This window comes from Bradyrhizobium sp. LTSP849 (genome assembly GCF_000938255.1).
GTDB lineage: Bacteria > Pseudomonadota > Alphaproteobacteria > Rhizobiales > Xanthobacteraceae > Bradyrhizobium.
Window position 1 is genome coordinate 413,824 of sequence record NZ_JYMR01000004.1, and the last position, 16,792, is coordinate 430,615.

Sequence of the window (16,792 nt, forward strand, 5' to 3'; positions counted from 1 at the left end):
CTCCACTCCCTCTCCCGCTTGCGGGAGAGGCACAGGCGGCTGTCGGCCGCCGTTCTTTAAAAGGACGCCGATGCATAGCATCGGCTATTGGTGAGGGTGTCTCCACAATCGAGAACCCCCGTAAGGAGAGAGCCCTCACCCGCATCGCATCTTCGATGCGACGCGACCTCTCCCGCAAGCGGGAGAGGTGAAGCAAGAAAGAACGCATGTATCAGTGGGACTTCGGCATCCTCTGGAGCTATCGCTGGCTCTTTCTCAACGGGCTTGGCGTCACCGTCGGCTTTACCGTGGTCATCGTCGTGCTCGGGCTGGTGTTCGGGCTGTTCGGCGCGTTCGGTAGCCTGTCGCGCTTCAGGGCCGTGCGTCTCCTCGCCCTCACCTTCATCGAGGCGTTCCGCTGCACGCCGATCCTGGTGCAGCTGATCTGGTTCTATTACGCGCTGCCGATCCTCGCCGGCGTCGAGATGACGCCGATCACGGCCTCGGCGCTGGCGCTCTCGCTCTATGGCGGCTCGTTCTACTCGGAGATCATCCGCGGCGGCATCGTCTCGATCGACAACGGCCAGTCGGAAGCGGGTGCTGCGCTCGGCATGACACCGGGCCAGGCGATGCGACGCATCGTGCTGCCGCAGGCGATCAAGCGCATGATCCCGGCGCTGATGAACCAGTCGATCATTCAGTTCAAGAACACCTCGCTGGTCTCGGTGCTGGCGGTGCCTGACCTGGTCTATCAGAGCCAGGTCGCCGCCCATGACAGCTACCGGCCGCTCGAGACCTACACAGCGGTCGCGGTCGCCTACGCCGCGATCCTGATTCCTCTGACCATCCTCGCCCGGCGCGGCGAAAAGCGACTGGCGGTCGGCGAATGAGCGAGACGTCAAAAATCGAGATCAGGGGCTTGCGCAAGAGCTTTGGCAGCAACGAAGTCTTGAAGACCATCAGCCTCGACGTCGCCAAGGGCGGCGTCGTCGCTCTGATCGGCCCGTCCGGCTCCGGCAAGTCGACGCTGCTCCGCTGCATCAATCTTCTGGTCGTACCCGACGGCGGCAGCGTCCGCGTCGGCGACACGCGCTTTTCGTTCGGCGACGGGTCGAAGCTGCCCGACGTGAAGACGCTGGCAAAATTCCGCGCCACCACCGGAATGGTGTTCCAGCACTTCAATCTGTTCCCGCACATGACGACGCTCCAGAACGTGATGGAGGGGCCGGTCACGGTGCGTCGCATGGCCAAGGCGGACGCCGAGAAGCTCGCTCGCGCCCAGCTTGCTAAAGTGGGCCTCGCGGAAAAGGCCGACCAATATCCGGCAACGCTCTCCGGCGGCCAGAAGCAGCGCGTTGCGATCGCGCGCGCGCTCGCGATGGAGCCGGACGTCATGCTGTTCGACGAGGCGACTTCGGCGCTCGATCCCGAGCTCGTCGGCGAAGTGCTCGCCGTCATCCAGCGGCTGGCGTCCGAGGGCATGACGATGGTGATCGTAACTCACGAAATCGCCTTTGCCCGCGAAGTCGCCGACCGCTTGATCTTCATGCGCGACGGTGTCGTCGTCGAGGAAGGCCCGGCGCGGCAGGTGATCGACAATCCGCAGGCAGCCGCGACTCGCGCCTTCCTCAGCCATTTCCACCGCACCGGCGCACTGCCGCCGGCTACGACAGTATCGTGATGCCCAATATCGATCGTGTTTATCTTGTCACCGGCGCCGCCAGCGGCATCGGTCGCGCCACCGCAAAACTGCTCGCAGCGCCCGGCACCGCACTGCTGCTGCATACGCGCTCGAACGCAGCCGGCCTTGATGCCACAGCAGTGGAGGCCGAAGCGCAAGGCGCTGTTGTCGCAAAGTGCCTCGGCGATCTTGCCGAGGAAGCGGCGATCACCGATGCCATCGCCGCGACACAGAGCGCCTTCGGTCGCCTCGATGGATTGATCCTGGTCGGCGGCCATGCCCGACGCGGCAGCGCCATCGGCACGCCGGCGGATCAATTCCGCCAAGCAATGGATGAATCGGCGCTGGCCTTCACGCGGCTGGTCGACGCCGCGCTGCCGCTGTTGCGTACCGGCCACGATGCGCGGATTGTCGCGGTGTCGTCCTTCGTCGCGCACGCGATCCGGCCCGAGTTCGCGCCGTTCGCGGCAACGGCCGCCAGCCGCGCCGCGCTCGAAGCGCTGGTTCGGCTCACCGCAGTTGAACTTGCCAAGGACGGCATCACTGTGAATGCAGTTTCGCCGGGCCTCATCGTCAAGGACAAGCCGAGCGAGAGCCGGCTCTCGCCCGAGCAGATCGCCACGACCGAGGCGCTGATTCCGATGCGCCGTCGCGGGCGGCCGGACGAAGTGGCCGAAATCATCGCCTTCCTGGCATCGCCGAGGGCGTCCTACGTCACCGGCCAGGTCTGGCACGTCAATGGAGGCCTGACATGACCGAAGCAACCGTCGCACGCATCAGGCTGTTCCTAATCGAGAGCCCGATCAAGATGGCGCGCCTCCAGGGCGTCGGCAACGTCAAGGGCACGGTCAAGCGTGTGCTGCTCGAGCTCACATCAAGCGACGGCGTGGTCGGCTGGGGCGAGGCGGCGCCATGGGAGGTGTTCACGGGGACGCCGGAATCGGCCTTCTCCGCCCTCGACATCTATCTGCGGCCGATCGTGCTCGGCAAACCCGTGCGCCGCATTCGCGCGCTGATGGCTGAGCTCGACCGCGCGCTGGTCGGTCACGCCGAAGCCAAGGTCGCGATCGAGATGGCACTGCTCGACATCGTCGGCAAATCGTCGGGGCTTTCGGTCGCGGATCTCCTTGGCGGCCGCGTGCGCGACACGATTCCCCTGTCGTTCTCGATCGCCGATCCGGACTTTCCCGCCGATCTCGAACGCATGCGAAAAATGGTTCCGGACGGCAACGTCATCTACAAGGTCAAGACCGGTGTGAAGCCGCATCGCGAGGATATCGATCATCTCGAAGCGATCCGGAACGAGTTCGGCGACAAGGTCGACCTGCGCGTCGACTACAACCAGGCGCTGGCGCCGTTCGGCGCCATCAAGATCCTGCGCGATATCGAACAGTTTGCGCCGACCTTCATCGAGCAGCCGGTGCCGCGCAAATTTCTCGACGTGATGGCGCAGCTCACGGCGGCGCTGGAAACGCCCGTGCTTGCCGACGAAAGCTGTTTTGACCGCCGCGACATGATGGAGGTGGTGCGCCGCGAGGCAGCCGACGCCGTCTCGATCAAGCTGATGAAGGCCGGCGGCCTGTTCGAGGCCCAGGCGATCATGGCGATCGCCGACATCGCCGGCCTGCCCGGCTATGGCGGCACGCTGTGGGAGGGCGGCATTGGGCTCGCCGCCGGCACGCAGCTGATCGCGGCGACGCCGGGCATCTCGCTCGGCTGCGAATTCTACATGCCGCATCATGTGCTGACCGAGGACGTGCTCGAAGAGCGCGTCGCCAACCGCGGCGGCCATGTCGTGGTGCCCGACGGCCCCGGCCTCGGGATTCGCGTCAGCGAAGCCTCGATCCGCGCCAATGCGCGGGTGCTGGCGGAGGCGTAGACGGCCGCCACGAATTCGCCGTCGTCCCGGCGAAGGCCGGGACGACAACGGAGCATGCGGCCCCTCCGGCCCCGATCCTTCCCCTATCGGAATCGGTATCGTATGGTCCGACCAAACAAGCCCGCCCCATCGGGCCATCCGGAAACCTTCATGTCCGATCCCGCCTGGTCGCTGCACTCCCGCCTGAAAGAGGACACCATCGACATCGGCGATTTGCCGCTGTCGAAGGTGCTGGTTATCAAGGACGCGCATTATCCCTGGCTGCTGCTGGTGCCCCGCCGCACCGACGCGGTCGAGATCATCGATCTCGATGAGGTCCAGCAGGCGCAGCTGATGACGGAGATCTCCCGCGTGTCGCGCGCGCTGAAGGAGATCACCCAATGCGACAAGCTCAATATCGCCGCGCTCGGCAATTTGGTGCCGCAGCTTCACGTCCACATCATCGCGCGCCGGACCAGTGACGCCGCCTGGCCGCGGCCGGTGTGGGGCGTGATGAAGCCCTTGGCGCACGACGCCACCGAGGTGCAGAATTTCATCAGCGCGCTTCGCCGAAAAATCTGGTTGGGTTGAAAGAACAAGAAATGTCAGCATTCGACTCGTTTCCGCTGGGGCAACCGGCCTTCGTCACCGACGTCCTCGATCGCGCCGCGCACCTGCGCCGCGATGATGAAAAGCTGTTCGCGATGGAGCAGAAGCCGTCATCGCGCGCCTATGTCGTCTACCGCGACTCGCTGCTGGTGAAGCGCGAGGGCGAAAAAGCACGCGCGCTGCTCTCGTTCGACGAGGCGCTGAAGTGCGGCGCCAATCCCGGCACGATTTTCCTAGGGCTGCGCGATGGTGCGGCTGTGTTCGGCATGGGCCTGCCCCAAGCCGCAGCGGAAAAGCTGATCGGGCGCGAGGACTACACCGTCACCGAGCTGCGCGGCATGGCGATGCAGGGCGCGATTCCACCGCAAGAGCTCTCGGCGATCGCAATGGCGAAGTCGATGGTGAGCTGGCACCAGCGCCACGGCTATTGCGCCAATTGCGGCACGCGCAGCGCGATGAAGGAAGGCGGCTGGAAGCGCGAATGCCCAAGCTGCAAGGCCGAGCATTTCCCCCGCACCGATCCGGTCGTGATCATGCTGGTGGCGTCCGGCGAAAAATGCCTGCTCGGCCGCCAGAAGCAGTTTCCGCCGGGCATGTATTCCTGCCTCGCCGGCTTCGTCGAGGCCGCCGAAACCATCGAGGATGCGGTACGCCGCGAGATCCTCGAAGAGTCCGGCATCAGCTGCACCGACGTGCAGTATTACATGACTCAGCCCTGGCCCTATCCGTCGTCGCTGATGATCGGCTGCAGCGCGCGAGCGCTGAACGAGGACGTCGTCGTCGATCACTCCGAGCTCGAGGATGCGCGCTGGTTCACGCGCGAAGAGGCGGCCCTGATGTTGACGCGGACCCATCCCGACGGGCTCGCGGGTCCGCATCCTTTCGCGATCGCCCATCACCTGCTCGGCCGCTGGGTGCACGACAAGAGCTGACCGCCGATGGCTGCACCAGGGATCGCGCCGCGCATCCTCTGCATCGGCATTCCCGTGCGCGACCTGACTTTTCGCGTCGAGGCCGTGCCCGAGCGCGGCTGCAAGGCCAACGCCAGCCATCTCGCGGAGATCTGCGGCGGCAACGCGCTCAATGCCGCGATTGCCATTGCGCGGCTCGGCGGCCGTGCCGCGTTTGCCGGGCCGATGGGCGATGCCGGCGAAATGTCGAGCCGCTTCATCCTCGACCGCATGGCGACCGAGGGTATCGAGACCACGCATATCGTGCGCATGCCGGGGCTGATGACGCCAGTCTCTGCGATCATGATCGAGCCCTCCGGCGAACGAACCCTCACGATCTATCGCGATCCCGTGCTGTGGACGGTGAAGCTGCCGGACACCGACGAATTGCTGGCCGATTGCCAGGCGGTCCTCGTCGAGAGCCGCTGCGCTTCGTTCTGCATCGATCTCTGCGACAAGGCACGCCGGCGCGGCATTGCCGTCATCGTCGGCGTCGACCGCGCGATGGCGCTGACCGACGAGCTGCTGACAGCCGCCTCACATCTGCTGTTCGCCAGCGAACAGGTGCAGCAGACCGCAGGCGTGACCGACGATAGCGAGGCATTGAAACGCCTGGCGGGGCTGACGCCGGCCTTCCTGGCCGCCACCCGCGGTCCGAATGGCACGATCTGGCTGAACGAGGCGGGCGCGCTTGAGGAGACGCCGGCCTTTCCGGTCGATGCCGTAGACACGCTCGGCGCCGGCGACGTCTTCCATGGCGCCTTCACGCTCCGCCTCACTGAGGGCGGCGACGCGCGGGAGGCGCTGCGATTCGCCGCGGCCGCCGCAGCGCTGAAATGCACCCGGCATGGAGGCGGCCTGGCCGCCCCACAACGCATTGAAGTTGAAGAGCTTTTACGCAGTCACCCAAGGTTAGCTCCGAGCTCACCGCCGAGATTATAGGCTTGCGATAGAAGATTTTTCTCTATAAGAGGGAAACCAGCCCTCATAATGGAACAAAGTTCTTCAGATGACTGACCTCGCTGTCCAACTCCCCGAGACCAGCCGCCGCCTCGACGCCATCGATCGCAAGATCCTGATGGTGCTTCAGGACGATGCTTCCCTGTCGGTTGCCGAGATCGGAGACCGGGTCGGACTGTCCTCGACCCCCTGCTGGAAGCGCATCCAGCGCCTGGAAGCTGACGGCGTGATCACCAAGCGGGTGGCACTGGTCGACCAGAACAAGATCGGGCTCGGCATCTCCGTGTTCGTGTCGGTCGAGAGCTCCGATCATTCGGACGCATGGCTGAAGAAATTCGCCGAGGCCGTCAGTGCCATGCCCGAAGTGATGGAGTTCTATCGCATGGCCGGCGACGTCGACTACATGCTGCGCGTCGTAGTCGCGGACATGCAGGCCTATGACATCTTCTACAAGAAGCTGATCAGCGCCGTGCCGCTGAAGAACGTCACCTCGCGCTTCGCGATGGAGAAGATCAAGTCGGTCACGGCGCTCCCGATTCCGGCGGTGGTGGCGGCTTAAGACTCACCACACGAAAAAGCTGTCATCGCCCGGCTCGATGACCGGGCGATTCGGCGAGCGCGCGCCCCGCTGCTCAGATCTTCTGATTGTACTCGCCGACTTCGGGATGCGTGCGCAACACGCTGTTCACCATCTCGAACATGTCGTGCATGCGCTGCTCGGAGACCGGGCTCTCGACCACGACCACGAGCTCGGGTTTGTTGGAGGAGGCGCGCACCAGCCCCCAGCTGCCGTCTTCGACCGTGACGCGCACGCCGTTGACGGTGACGAGATCGCGGATCGCCTGGCCGCCGATCTTGGCGCCCTTCGCCTGCAAGCCTTCAAAGTGCTTCACGACCTGGTCGATGACGCCGTATTTGACCTCGTCGGCGCAATGCGGCGACATGGTCGGCGACGACCAGGTCTTTGGCAGCGCGTTCTTCAAGTCCGCCATCGACTTGCCGGGCGCGCGATCGAGCATGTCGCAGATCGCGAGCGCCGAGACCAGGCCGTCGTCATAGCCGCGTCCATACGGCTTGTTGAAGAAGAAATGGCCGGATTTCTCGAAGCCGGCGAGCGCGCCGGTCTCGTGAGTGCGGCGCTTCATGTAGGAATGGCCGGTCTTCCAATAGGTGGTCTTTGCGCCCTGCTTCTGGAGCACCGGATCGGTGATGAAGAGGCCGGTCGACTTCACGTCGACGATGAACTGCGCGTCCTTGTGGATCGCCGACATGTCGCGCGCCAGCATCACGCCGACCTTATCGGCAAAAATCTCCTCGCCGGTGTTGTCGACGACGCCGCAGCGATCGCCGTCACCGTCGAAGCCAAGGCCGACATCGGCCTTGTGCTGGAGCACCGCGTCGCGGATCGCGTGCAGCATTTCCATATCTTCCGGATTCGGATTGTATTTCGGGAAGGTGTGGTCGAGCTCGGTGTCGAGCGGGATCACCTCGCAGCCGATCGCTTCCAGCACCTGCGGCGCGAATGCGCCGGCGGTACCGTTGCCACAGGCCGCAACGACTTTCAGCTTGCGCTTGAGCTTCGGACGATTGGTGAGATCGGCGATGTAGCGCGCCGGATAGTTCTCGTGGAATTGGTAGGAGCCGCCGGCCTTGTTCTTGAAATCGGCATTGAGCACGATTTCCTTCAGCCGCGTCATCTCGTCCGGGCCAAACGTCAGCGGGCGGTTGGCGCCCATCTTCACGCCGGTCCAGCCATTGTCGTTGTGCGAGGCCGTGACCATGGCGCAGCAGGGCACGTCGAGGTCGAACTGCGCGAAATAGGCCATCGGCGTTACCGCCAGGCCGATGTCGTGCACCTTGCAGCCCGCCGCCATCAGGCCGGAGATCAGCGCATATTTGATCGAGGCCGAATAGCCGCGGAAATCATGACCAGTGACGATCTCCTGGCTGACGCCGAGTTCGGCGATCAGCGCCCCCAGCCCCATGCCGAGCGCCTGTATCCCCATCAGGTTGATTTCCTTTTGGAACAGCCAGCGCGCGTCGTATTCGCGGAAACCCGTGGCCTTCACCATCGGCTCGGATTCGAAGGCATAGGTGTTGGGCAGCAACACTGACTTTGGCTTGGGAAACATTGAGACGGTCTCGTGAAAATGGCGGGAATTGATGCAGCCTTAGCGAATGCCGGGCCACAGCGGAAGGCGGGAATGAGGGCTTATGGCGGATAATTGCGGCAGTTTGGCAACGGGAACCTCGCCTAGACAGAGACCAGCATATCTAGCCAAGACCGGCTAACCCTGCAGGCGTGCAATCTCCTCTTCGACTGCCGTCCGTAGAGGCGGCAGGGCCTGTTGAACGGTCTCCCACACCAAATGGGCAGCGACATCTTCATAGTTGTGCCGATAGACGTTCCCTGCCGCCGCCATCTGCTTCCATGCTATCGCTGGGTGCCTTGCCTTCAAGTTCTCGGGAAGCCGCCGCGATGCTTCCGAGATAATCTCCAGGCATCGCGTGACCGCATACACCGATCTCAAATCTGCCGTGAAAGCTTCGCGGTCAAACCCTCGGGCAAACTCAACCGCCAGATCGATGTGGTGCAAAATATCCCGAAGCGTCCCGTCTGTGCGGTCAGAAGGCATAGACGGCCTGGGCTGTCGCAACGGATGCGACGTATGACTTCAGGCTGTCGCGGTTGACGACGTCAACCGGCTTATCGAAAAGATTGGCGATATATTCCTTGAGCTCGACGTATTCGAAGACAGTGATCCGCGCGTCCGGATCGATCTCTACCATGATATCGACGTCACTGCCGGAGTGGTTATCACCTCGGGCCACCGAACCAAACAACGCGGCATGCAAGACGCCCCGCTCACGCAGAGCAGGCTCGGACTGTCGCAGGATCGCTATCGCGTCGGGGCTGTTCATGGAACAAATATAACACGCCGCCTGCTCCAGCGGGAGGCCCCATCCAGCCCCGAAGGCCCTTACTGCTCCAGCACCATCTGGCCGTTGGCGTATTCGAAACGCTTGAGGCGGGACAGGAAGGAGAGGCCGAGCAGGTTTTCCGACAGCGCCTCGTCCGGCAGCACCATGGCATCGACGTCACGCACGACGAGGCCGCCGACGTCCAGCATGGCGATGCGGGCGCGCGCGGCCTTGATGGTGCCGTTGGCGGTGGTGACGGTGGCGTTGTACTCGCTGCGCGAGGGACGCAGGCCAAAGCGGGCGGCCGAGGTCTCGTTCAGCGCAACCACGGAAGCGCCGGTGTCGACCATGAAGCCGATGCGCTGGCCGTCGATGCGGCCCTCGGCCTGGAAATGACCGCGGCCATCGCGGGGAATGCTGAAGCTGCGGCTGCCGGCCTGCGCCGTTGACGCGGCCGCAATGGTCGTGCGCGGCGCTGACGTCGCGGAGGCGGAGCTGATCCTGTCCGCCATCTGCGCCATGAAGGTGCCCAGCCCGATCAGGATGGCCGCGAAGATCATTATGTTACGCATGACACCACTCGGAACGGAAAGCACGATTTCACCACGCAACGCGCCCGCCTGCGAGCTACGCCGCGACCAGGCCGGTGTCATTTTGACGAAAAGGATGAGCGGACGGTTAATGCGGGGTCGTGATCTCTCAGGTGCCGCGCGGTTTCACCCGTCGGGTCGGCAGCGCGCTCGCCGGATCATCCGGCCAGGGGTGGCGCGGGTAGCGGCCGCGCAGGTCCGAGCGCACCGCGGCGTAGCTGCCGCGCCAGAAGCCGGGGAGATCGCGCGTCACCTGCACTGGGCGCTGCGCCGGCGACAGCAGTTCCAGCACCAGCGGCACCTTGCCGGCCGCGATCGACGGATGGGTGTTGAGCCCGAACAATTCCTGGAGCCGCACCGCGATGGTCGGTCCCTGCTCGGCTTCATAGTCGATCGCGAGCACCGTGCCGGTCGGCGCCTCGAAATGCGTCGGCGCCTCGCGCTCGAGTCGCGCGCGCATCTCCCAGGGTAGCAGCGCTATCAGCGCATCGGAGAGATCGCCGGCGGCGATATCCTTCAGCGCGATCTTGTCGTAGAGCGCCGGCACCAGCCAGTCGTCACGCCGCGCGATCAGTCCGTCATCTGACAGATCAGGCCAGCTGTCGCCCTCGGCCTTGCGCAAAAACATCACGCGGTCGCGCCATTGTTTTGCGGCCTTCGACCAGGGCAGCCGGTCGAGGCCCGCGGCGATCAGCCCGTCCGCGAAGATGCGCGCGGTCGCCTCCGAGGGCGACACGGCGAGTGTGGCCTCGGATAATGTGATCGCATGCAGCGTGCGTTTTCGTCGCGCGCGCAGCGCCATCGCACCACGATCGAAGGAGATCTCGTCAACGGCCTCGATATGCTCGGCGAAATGAAGCTCGATATCGTCCTGCGCGATCGGCGCGGCGAGCAGGATGCGCCCGCTCGCCGCTGTCCCTGTCATCTCGCCGATCGCGATGTAGGGCGTACGGGCAAGCGACGACGATTGCTCGACGGCCGCGCCGCGGCCGTTGGCGAGCACAAAACTGCCATTGCCGCGGTTGCGCGCGACGCGGTCCGGGAAGGCATAGGCGAGCATCAGGCCGGTCGAGAGATCCTCCTGCTGCCCCGCTTTCTCGGAAGCTGCCACCTGCGACGCCCAGCGCCGCGCCAGATCGCGCGCACTCGACGCGCGCGGCGAACGGTCGCGGCGAAACTGGTCGCGCCGGTACTCGAGATCGGCGCTGTCGCCGCCGAGCCCGCGCTCGGTGAGGATGGCGGCGATTTCGGCAGCGGCCTCGCCCGCGCCCGCACGATGCGAATCCACGATCATGCGCGCGAGCCGCGGCGGCAGCGCCAGCGCGCGCAGGCTCTTGCCCTCAGTGGTGATGCGGCCATCACCATCGAGCGCGTTGAGCTCGGTGAGCAGGCTCTTGGCTTCCTTCCAGGCCGGCCCGGGCGGTGGATCGAGGAACGACAGCGCTGCGGGGTCAGCGACGCCCCATTGCGCAAGATCGAGCACCAGCGAAGAGAGATCAGCGCTGAGGATTTCGGGCTGGGTGTAGGGCGCAAGCGACGCCGTCTGCGGCTCGTCCCAAAGACGGTAGCAGACGCCCGGCTCGGTGCGGCCGGCGCGGCCGCGGCGCTGATCCGCCGCGGCGCGCGAGACGCGCACGGTCTCGAGCCGCGTCAGCCCGATATCCGGCTCATAGCGCGGCACGCGGGCAAGACCAGAATCGACGACGATGCGGACGCCTTCGATGGTGAGCGAGGTCTCCGCGATCGAGGTCGCCAACACCACCTTGCGCATACCCCTGGGCGCAGGCGAGATCGCGCGATCCTGCACGGCGGCATCGAGCGCACCGAACAGCGGCACGATCTCGATGCTGGCGTCCTGCACACGCTCGCCGAGGAAAGTCTGGGTGCGGCGGATTTCGGCGGCGCCCGGCAAAAATGCCAGCACCGAGCCGGCATCGGCGCGCAGGGCCGAGGCGATCGCATCGGCCATCTGCCGTTCAATCTGCGCATCCGCCTTGCGGCCGAGATAGCGCGTCTCGACCGGAAAGGCGCGGCCCTCGCTCTCGACGACGGGCGCATCGCCCAGGAGCTTTCCGACACGGGCACCGTCGAGCGTTGCCGACATCACGAGGATGCGCAGATCCTCGCGCAGGCCCACCTGCGCATCGCGCGCAAGCGCGAGACCGAGATCGGCGTCGAGCGAGCGTTCATGGAATTCGTCGAACAGGATTGCGGCAATGCCCGAGAGTTCGGGATCGTCGAGGATCTGACGGGTGAAGATGCCTTCGGTCACCACCTCGATGCGGGTCGCGCGCGATATCTTCGAGCCGAAACGGACACGGTAGCCGACGGTTTCGCCGGCGCGCTCGCCAAGCGATTTGGCCATGCGATCGGCGCTCGCCCGGGCAGCAATGCGCCGCGGCTCCAGCACGATGATTTTCTTAGCCCTGGCCCAGGGCGCATCCAGCAGCGCCAGCGGCACCCGCGTGGTCTTGCCGGCGCCGGGCGGCGCCACCAGCACGGCGGCATTGTGCGCCTCCAGCGTGCGCGACAGCTCGTCGAGCACGGCGTCGATCGGGAGGGGCGTATCGAAGCTGCGGGGCAAAATCTCGCTTCCGTCATCACCCGCCTTACGCGCGATTGCGCGCCGGGGCGGGTGATCCAGTAAACTCAGGTCCCAATCATCACGAAGATCGGGGTTACTGGATACCCCGCCTTCGCGGGGTATGACAATCGTATGCCGCGATCAGCCCTGAACCGGAGGCCGTCCGATGCTCTCATAGGTGAAGCCGGCCGCACGCATGTCTTCCGGGCGGAAGATGTTGCGGAGATCGACGACGACGGGTTGCGCCATGGTCGCCTTCAGCCGGTCGAGATCGAGCCCGCGGAACTGCGTCCATTCGGTGACGATGACGACCGCATCGGCGCCTTCAGCGCAGGAATACGCATCTTCGCAATAAATGATGCTGGGCAACTCGCCCTTGGCCTGCTCCATGCCGACGGGATCGTAGGCCTTGACCTTCGCGCCCATGTCGAGGAGGCCGGTGACGAGCGGGATCGACGGCGCGTCGCGCATATCATCCGTATCGGGCTTGAAGGTGAGGCCGAGCACAGCGATGGTCTTGCCGCGCAGCGAGCCGCCAAGCGCCTGGCTTACCTTCCGCGCCATCGCGCGCTTGCGGTTCTCGTTGACCGCCAGCACGGACTCGACGATGCGCAAGCTCACGTCATAGTCCTGCGCGATCTTGATCAGCGCCTTGGTGTCTTTCGGGAAGCAGGAGCCGCCGAAGCCTGGGCCGGCGTGCAAAAACTTCGTGCCGATGCGGTTGTCGAGGCCAATGCCGCGCGCGACCTCCTGCACGTTGGCGCCGACCTTTTCGGAGAGATCCGCGATCTCGTTGATGAAGGTGATCTTGGTCGCGAGGAACGCGTTCGCAGCGTATTTGATCATCTCGGCGGTGCGGCGTTCCGTGAACATCAGCGGCGCCTGGTTGAGCGACAGCGGGCGGTAGACGTCGCCCATCACCTTGCGGCCACGCTCGTCGGAGGTGCCGACCACGACGCGGTCGGGGAACTTGAAGTCGCGGATCGCGGCGCCTTCGCGCAGGAACTCGGGGTTGGAGGCGACGACGACGTCGGCCTTGGGGTTAGCCTCGCGAATGATGCGCTCGACCTCGTCGCCGGTGCCGACCGGGACGGTCGATTTCGTCACCACGACGGTGAAGCCCGAGAGCGACTGCGCGATCTCGCGCGCAGCGGCGTAGACATAGGAGAGATCGGCGTGGCCATCGCCACGGCGCGACGGCGTGCCGACCGCGATGAACACGGCGTCGGCGTCCGCGACCGGCTTGGACAGGTCGGTGGTGAAATCGAGCCGCTTGGCCTTGACGTTGGTCGCGACCAGCTCGTCGAGCCCGGGCTCGTAGATCGGGATCTCGCCGCGATGAAGCGCTGCGATCTTCTTCTCGTCCTTGTCGACGCAGGTGACGTCGTGACCGAAATCCGCAAAACAGGCTCCGGACACCAGTCCCACATAACCCGTGCCGATCATAGCGATGCGCATGAATAACCCTGCCTGCGTTGGTTAACGAAACCCCAATTCGGGGCGGTTTAGCATTTTCCCGAGGAAAGAGAACAGTCTGCAGGCAAAAACCGGCACGCAAATTGTACCGGTAAAGAAATCGTAAACCGCAAGGGCCCACACTGCCCCACACCCGGACAGAGCCGGGCGGAACTCGCTTCGAACAGGGACACCATGACACCATCCGGCACAATCGCCGCGAGCAGAGGGCATCACGCCGCGGCCGCCGCGCGTGTCGATTGGGTCGACTATGCCAAGGGCATCTGCATCGTCATGGTCGTGATGATGCATTCGGTGCTGGGGGTCGAGCTCGCCGCCGGCGAGACCGGTTTCATGCATGTCCTGGTGGCGTTCGCAAAGCCGTTTCGGATGCCGGACTTCTTCCTGATTTCGGGGCTGTTCCTGCCACTGGTGATCGATCGGGACTGGCGGACCTATCTCGACCGCAAGGTGGTGCATTTCGCTTATTTTTATGTCGTCTGGGTGACAATCCAGTTCGGCTTCAAGGCGCCTGCTTTCGCGGCCGAGACCGGCTGGCGCGACGCAGGGCTGCTGTATCTCGAATCCTTCATCGAGCCGTTCGGCACGCTCTGGTTCATTTACCTGCTGCCGATCTTTTTCATTGTCACAAAGCTGACACGGCGAATTTCCCCGCTCGCGATCTGGATCGTCGCGGCAGCGCTGGAGACGGCGCATGTGGCGACCGGCTGGACCGCAATCGACGAGTTCTGCGCGCGCTTCGTCTATTTCTATTCGGGCTATTTGTTTGCGCCCTACGTGTTCGCGCTGTCGGATCGCGCGCGCAACCATTCCGCATGGGCGCTTGCAGCGCTCGCGGCCTGGGCCCTAATCAATGCGAGTGTGGTCGCGCTCGGCGCCAGCGAATGGAAGATCGTGTCACTCGTGCTCGGCTTCGCCGGCGCCTGTGCCATCATCACGATGGGCACGCTGCTCGCGCGCATCCGCTGGCTGAACTTTTTACGCTTCTGCGGCGCGCATTCTATCGTGATCTATCTCGGCTTCTTCCTGCCGATGGCGGCAACGCGCACGCTGCTGCTGCACACCGGCATCATTCCCGACATCGGCACAGTGTCGCTGATCGTGACCATCGTCGGCGTGATCGGCTCGCTGGCGATCTGGCAGGCCGCGCTCCGGCTCAATGCCGACTTCCTGTTCGAGCGGCCCGATGCATTCTGGATCGCACCGAAGAACGCCGCGCCGGTATTGCAGGCGGCGGAGTAGGCCGCTCAAGGTCGCAGATACAAGGCTCCCGTGGTACGTCCGGCTTCCAGGTCGGCCTGCGCCAGCGCCGCATCCCGAAGGCTGTAGGCTTTGCCGGTCACATGGAGCACGCCATCGACCATCGCGGCAAGCACCCGCTCGGCAGAACGGCAGTACGCATCGGCATCGTTCATGTGAGCCATGACGCTCGGCCGCGCCAACATCAGGCTGCGCCGCGGCCCGAGATCGTGGACATCGACGGGCGGGATCGGCCCGGCCGACTGGCCAATACTCGCCACGACGCCAAATGGCCGCACGCAGCCTAGCGTCTTTTGCAACGTCATCCCCCCGACGCCGTCATAGGCGACATCGACGCCGCGTCCAGTAGTGAGATCGGCGACGGCCGCGGCAAAATCGGCGTCCCGCCCGACAATCACATGACGCGCACCGGCTGCGCGGGCGATCTCGGCTTTCTCCGGCGAACCGACGGTCCCGATCACGACCGCCCCGAGTGCACTGGCCCAGCGCGTCAGGAGCTGCCCGAGCCCTCCCGCGGCACTATGGACGAGAATCGTCGTCCCGCGGCCGACAGGGAAAACGCGACTGAGCAGCATGTCGGCTGTAATGCTCTTGACGAACGCCGCGGCGACCGCCTCATCCGGCACGCTGGCGGGAAGCTTCACGCAGCGCCAGGACGGCAGATTGCGCTCAGACGCATAGGCACCGACCGGTGCGCCAGCGTAAGCGACGCGGTCCCCGACCGCGAGACCGGCGACCTCAGAACCCAGCGCCGCGACGATGCCCACCGCCTCAACGCCGGGAATGCGCTCGGGCGGAAGCGCGTAGAGACCGATGCGCTGATAGATGTCGATCGAATTGACGCCGATCGCGGTCTGCTGCAGCCGGATTTCGCCGCAGCCTGGCGGCGGCAGATCGGCGCTCGCCAGTTCGAGTTGTTCTACGCCACCGGGCGCCTTCAACCTCACGATCACAGCCATGTCGAGTTCTCCCGTCGATGATGGGGGACTATGGAATGATCCGAATATCTGCGAAACTGCTCATAACTGAGACTTCGTTGTGAGAATTCGCACATGGACTGGACCGACCTGCAGCATTTCCTGGCGCTCGCACGTGAAGGCAGCCTGTCAGCCGCTGCAAAGATCCTCAACGTCGACCACGTCACCGTGGCCCGCCGCGTCGCCGCCCTGGAAGCATTCATGTCACTCAAGCTCGTGGACCGCAGGCCGCGCAGCTATGAGCTCACCGAAGACGGCAAGCGCATCGCCAAGATCGGAGCTCCGATGGCGGAGACGGCGTTTGCGGTGGAGCGCGCCGCGCTGGCCTCAAAATCCGAGATCGCCGGCGAGATCACGATCAGCGCGCCGCCTTCGTTGGCCAACCTCTTGATCGCGCCGAAGCTGATCCGGCTGCGGCAACAGCATCCTGGCATCCGGATCAAGCTGATCGGCGAGAAGCGCACAGCCTCGCTCAATCGCCGCGAGGCGGATCTGGCGCTTCGCCTGTCTCGTCCGACGGAGCCGGGGCTGATCGCCCGCAAGATCGGCTATTTCGAGTTCGCCCTCTACGGCTCGCCCGACTATCTGAAGACGACACAACCGCATGCTTTCGCCTTCGTCGCCTACGACGCCAGCATGGATGAGGTTCCTCAACAGCGGTGGCTGATGCGCTTCGCCGGCACGCGCGAGATCGTGCTTCGCACCAACGACCTTGAGAACCAGGCAGCAGCGGCCAGGACCGGAATTGGCCTCGCCGCCTTGCCAAGATTTCTTGGCGAGGCCGATCCGCGGCTGCAGCGCCATGACATCGGCGGGCGCCCGGTCGGGCGCGAGGTCTGGCTGGTTCTCCATCGCGACCTGCGCCGCACGCCGGCCGTGCGCGCGGTGGCAAGCTTCATCGAAGGCTGCCTGGCCTGATCTCGGAGGCTCTGCCGTCACCGCGATT

Annotated in this window: 17 protein-coding genes; 10 read left to right on the plus strand and 7 right to left on the minus strand. The window is 64.8% G+C overall.

The window, feature by feature from the left end; all coding sequences use genetic code 11:
- Positions 1 to 206: 206 nt before the first annotated feature.
- The 8 genes from UB31_RS04315 to UB31_RS04350 all read left to right on the plus strand — a co-directional run bounded on the left by UB31_RS04315 (position 207) and on the right by UB31_RS04350 (position 6,596).
- Positions 207 to 869 carry an amino acid ABC transporter permease gene (locus tag UB31_RS04315; protein WP_045009933.1) on the plus strand — a complete coding sequence of 221 codons (663 nt, stop codon included), beginning with the start codon at positions 207 to 209 and terminating at the stop codon, positions 867 to 869.
- The gene (locus UB31_RS04320; RefSeq protein WP_045009934.1) at positions 866 to 1,660 is read left to right on the plus strand and encodes an amino acid ABC transporter ATP-binding protein; all 795 of its coding nucleotides are present in this window, start codon (positions 866 to 868) and stop codon (positions 1,658 to 1,660) included. Before UB31_RS04315 ends, UB31_RS04320 begins: the two co-directional genes overlap by 4 nt.
- Positions 1,660 to 2,415 carry an SDR family NAD(P)-dependent oxidoreductase gene (locus tag UB31_RS04325; RefSeq protein ID WP_045009935.1) on the plus strand — a complete coding sequence of 252 codons (756 nt, stop codon included), beginning with the start codon at positions 1,660 to 1,662 and terminating at the stop codon, positions 2,413 to 2,415. The genes UB31_RS04320 and UB31_RS04325 overlap by 1 nt, the downstream gene beginning before the upstream one ends.
- Positions 2,412 to 3,539 (plus strand): muconate cycloisomerase family protein, encoded by a 1,128-nt coding sequence (locus UB31_RS04330; RefSeq protein ID WP_045009936.1) that lies wholly within the window; start codon positions 2,412 to 2,414, stop codon positions 3,537 to 3,539. The genes UB31_RS04325 and UB31_RS04330 overlap by 4 nt, the downstream gene beginning before the upstream one ends.
- Before the next feature lie 150 nt (positions 3,540 to 3,689).
- Entirely contained in the window at positions 3,690 to 4,109 is a 420-nt protein-coding gene (locus UB31_RS04335; RefSeq protein WP_045010000.1) for an HIT domain-containing protein, read from the plus strand.
- Positions 4,110 to 4,120: 11 nt separating this feature from the next.
- Positions 4,121 to 5,059: an NAD(+) diphosphatase gene (gene nudC, locus UB31_RS04340; RefSeq protein WP_045001674.1), complete on the plus strand. Its 939-nt coding sequence runs from the start codon at positions 4,121 to 4,123 to the stop codon at positions 5,057 to 5,059.
- A 6-nt stretch (positions 5,060 to 5,065) separates the two neighbouring features.
- Complete coding sequence (locus tag UB31_RS04345; RefSeq protein ID WP_045009937.1) at positions 5,066 to 6,019, plus strand: PfkB family carbohydrate kinase; 954 nt, start codon at positions 5,066 to 5,068, stop codon at positions 6,017 to 6,019.
- Positions 6,020 to 6,086: 67 nt separating this feature from the next.
- Positions 6,087 to 6,596: an Lrp/AsnC family transcriptional regulator gene (locus tag UB31_RS04350; RefSeq protein ID WP_045001675.1), complete on the plus strand. Its 510-nt coding sequence runs from the start codon at positions 6,087 to 6,089 to the stop codon at positions 6,594 to 6,596.
- Between the two features lie 73 nt (positions 6,597 to 6,669).
- On the opposite strand, the gene UB31_RS04355 is transcribed toward UB31_RS04350, so the two are convergent.
- From UB31_RS04355 to UB31_RS04380, 6 genes are all read right to left on the minus strand, one after another.
- Positions 6,670 to 8,169, minus strand: a complete 1,500-nt coding sequence (locus UB31_RS04355) for a phosphomannomutase/phosphoglucomutase (RefSeq protein WP_045001676.1) — start codon at positions 8,167 to 8,169, stop codon at positions 6,670 to 6,672.
- Positions 8,170 to 8,325: 156 nt separating this feature from the next.
- Positions 8,326 to 8,673, minus strand: a complete 348-nt coding sequence (locus UB31_RS04360) for a HepT-like ribonuclease domain-containing protein (RefSeq protein ID WP_045009938.1) — start codon at positions 8,671 to 8,673, stop codon at positions 8,326 to 8,328.
- Complete coding sequence (locus tag UB31_RS04365; RefSeq protein ID WP_045009939.1) at positions 8,663 to 8,959, minus strand: nucleotidyltransferase family protein; 297 nt, start codon at positions 8,957 to 8,959, stop codon at positions 8,663 to 8,665. Before UB31_RS04365 ends, UB31_RS04360 begins: the two co-directional genes overlap by 11 nt.
- 59 nt (positions 8,960 to 9,018) lie before the next feature.
- Positions 9,019 to 9,531, minus strand: a complete 513-nt coding sequence (locus UB31_RS04370) for a TIGR02281 family clan AA aspartic protease (protein ID WP_082078401.1) — start codon at positions 9,529 to 9,531, stop codon at positions 9,019 to 9,021.
- A gap of 127 nt (positions 9,532 to 9,658) precedes the next feature.
- Positions 9,659 to 12,133 (minus strand): ATP-dependent helicase HrpB, encoded by a 2,475-nt coding sequence (gene hrpB, locus UB31_RS04375; protein ID WP_045009941.1) that lies wholly within the window; start codon positions 12,131 to 12,133, stop codon positions 9,659 to 9,661.
- Positions 12,134 to 12,274: 141 nt separating this feature from the next.
- Positions 12,275 to 13,591: a UDP-glucose dehydrogenase family protein gene (locus UB31_RS04380; RefSeq protein WP_045009942.1), complete on the minus strand. Its 1,317-nt coding sequence runs from the start codon at positions 13,589 to 13,591 to the stop codon at positions 12,275 to 12,277.
- Between the two features lie 192 nt (positions 13,592 to 13,783).
- On the opposite strand from UB31_RS04380, the gene UB31_RS04385 reads away from it, so the two are divergent.
- Positions 13,784 to 14,851, plus strand: a complete 1,068-nt coding sequence (locus UB31_RS04385) for an acyltransferase family protein (RefSeq protein ID WP_045009943.1) — start codon at positions 13,784 to 13,786, stop codon at positions 14,849 to 14,851.
- 5 nt (positions 14,852 to 14,856) lie between these two features.
- Here the strand turns inward: UB31_RS04385 and UB31_RS04390 are convergent, their stop codons facing one another.
- Positions 14,857 to 15,828 carry a quinone oxidoreductase family protein gene (locus tag UB31_RS04390; RefSeq protein ID WP_045009944.1) on the minus strand — a complete coding sequence of 324 codons (972 nt, stop codon included), beginning with the start codon at positions 15,826 to 15,828 and terminating at the stop codon, positions 14,857 to 14,859.
- A 93-nt stretch (positions 15,829 to 15,921) separates the two neighbouring features.
- On the opposite strand from UB31_RS04390, the gene UB31_RS04395 reads away from it, so the two are divergent.
- On the plus strand, positions 15,922 to 16,764 hold the full coding sequence (locus tag UB31_RS04395; RefSeq protein WP_045009945.1) for a LysR family transcriptional regulator: 843 nt from the start codon (positions 15,922 to 15,924) through the stop codon (positions 16,762 to 16,764).
- The last annotated feature ends 28 nt before the right edge of the window (positions 16,765 to 16,792 follow it).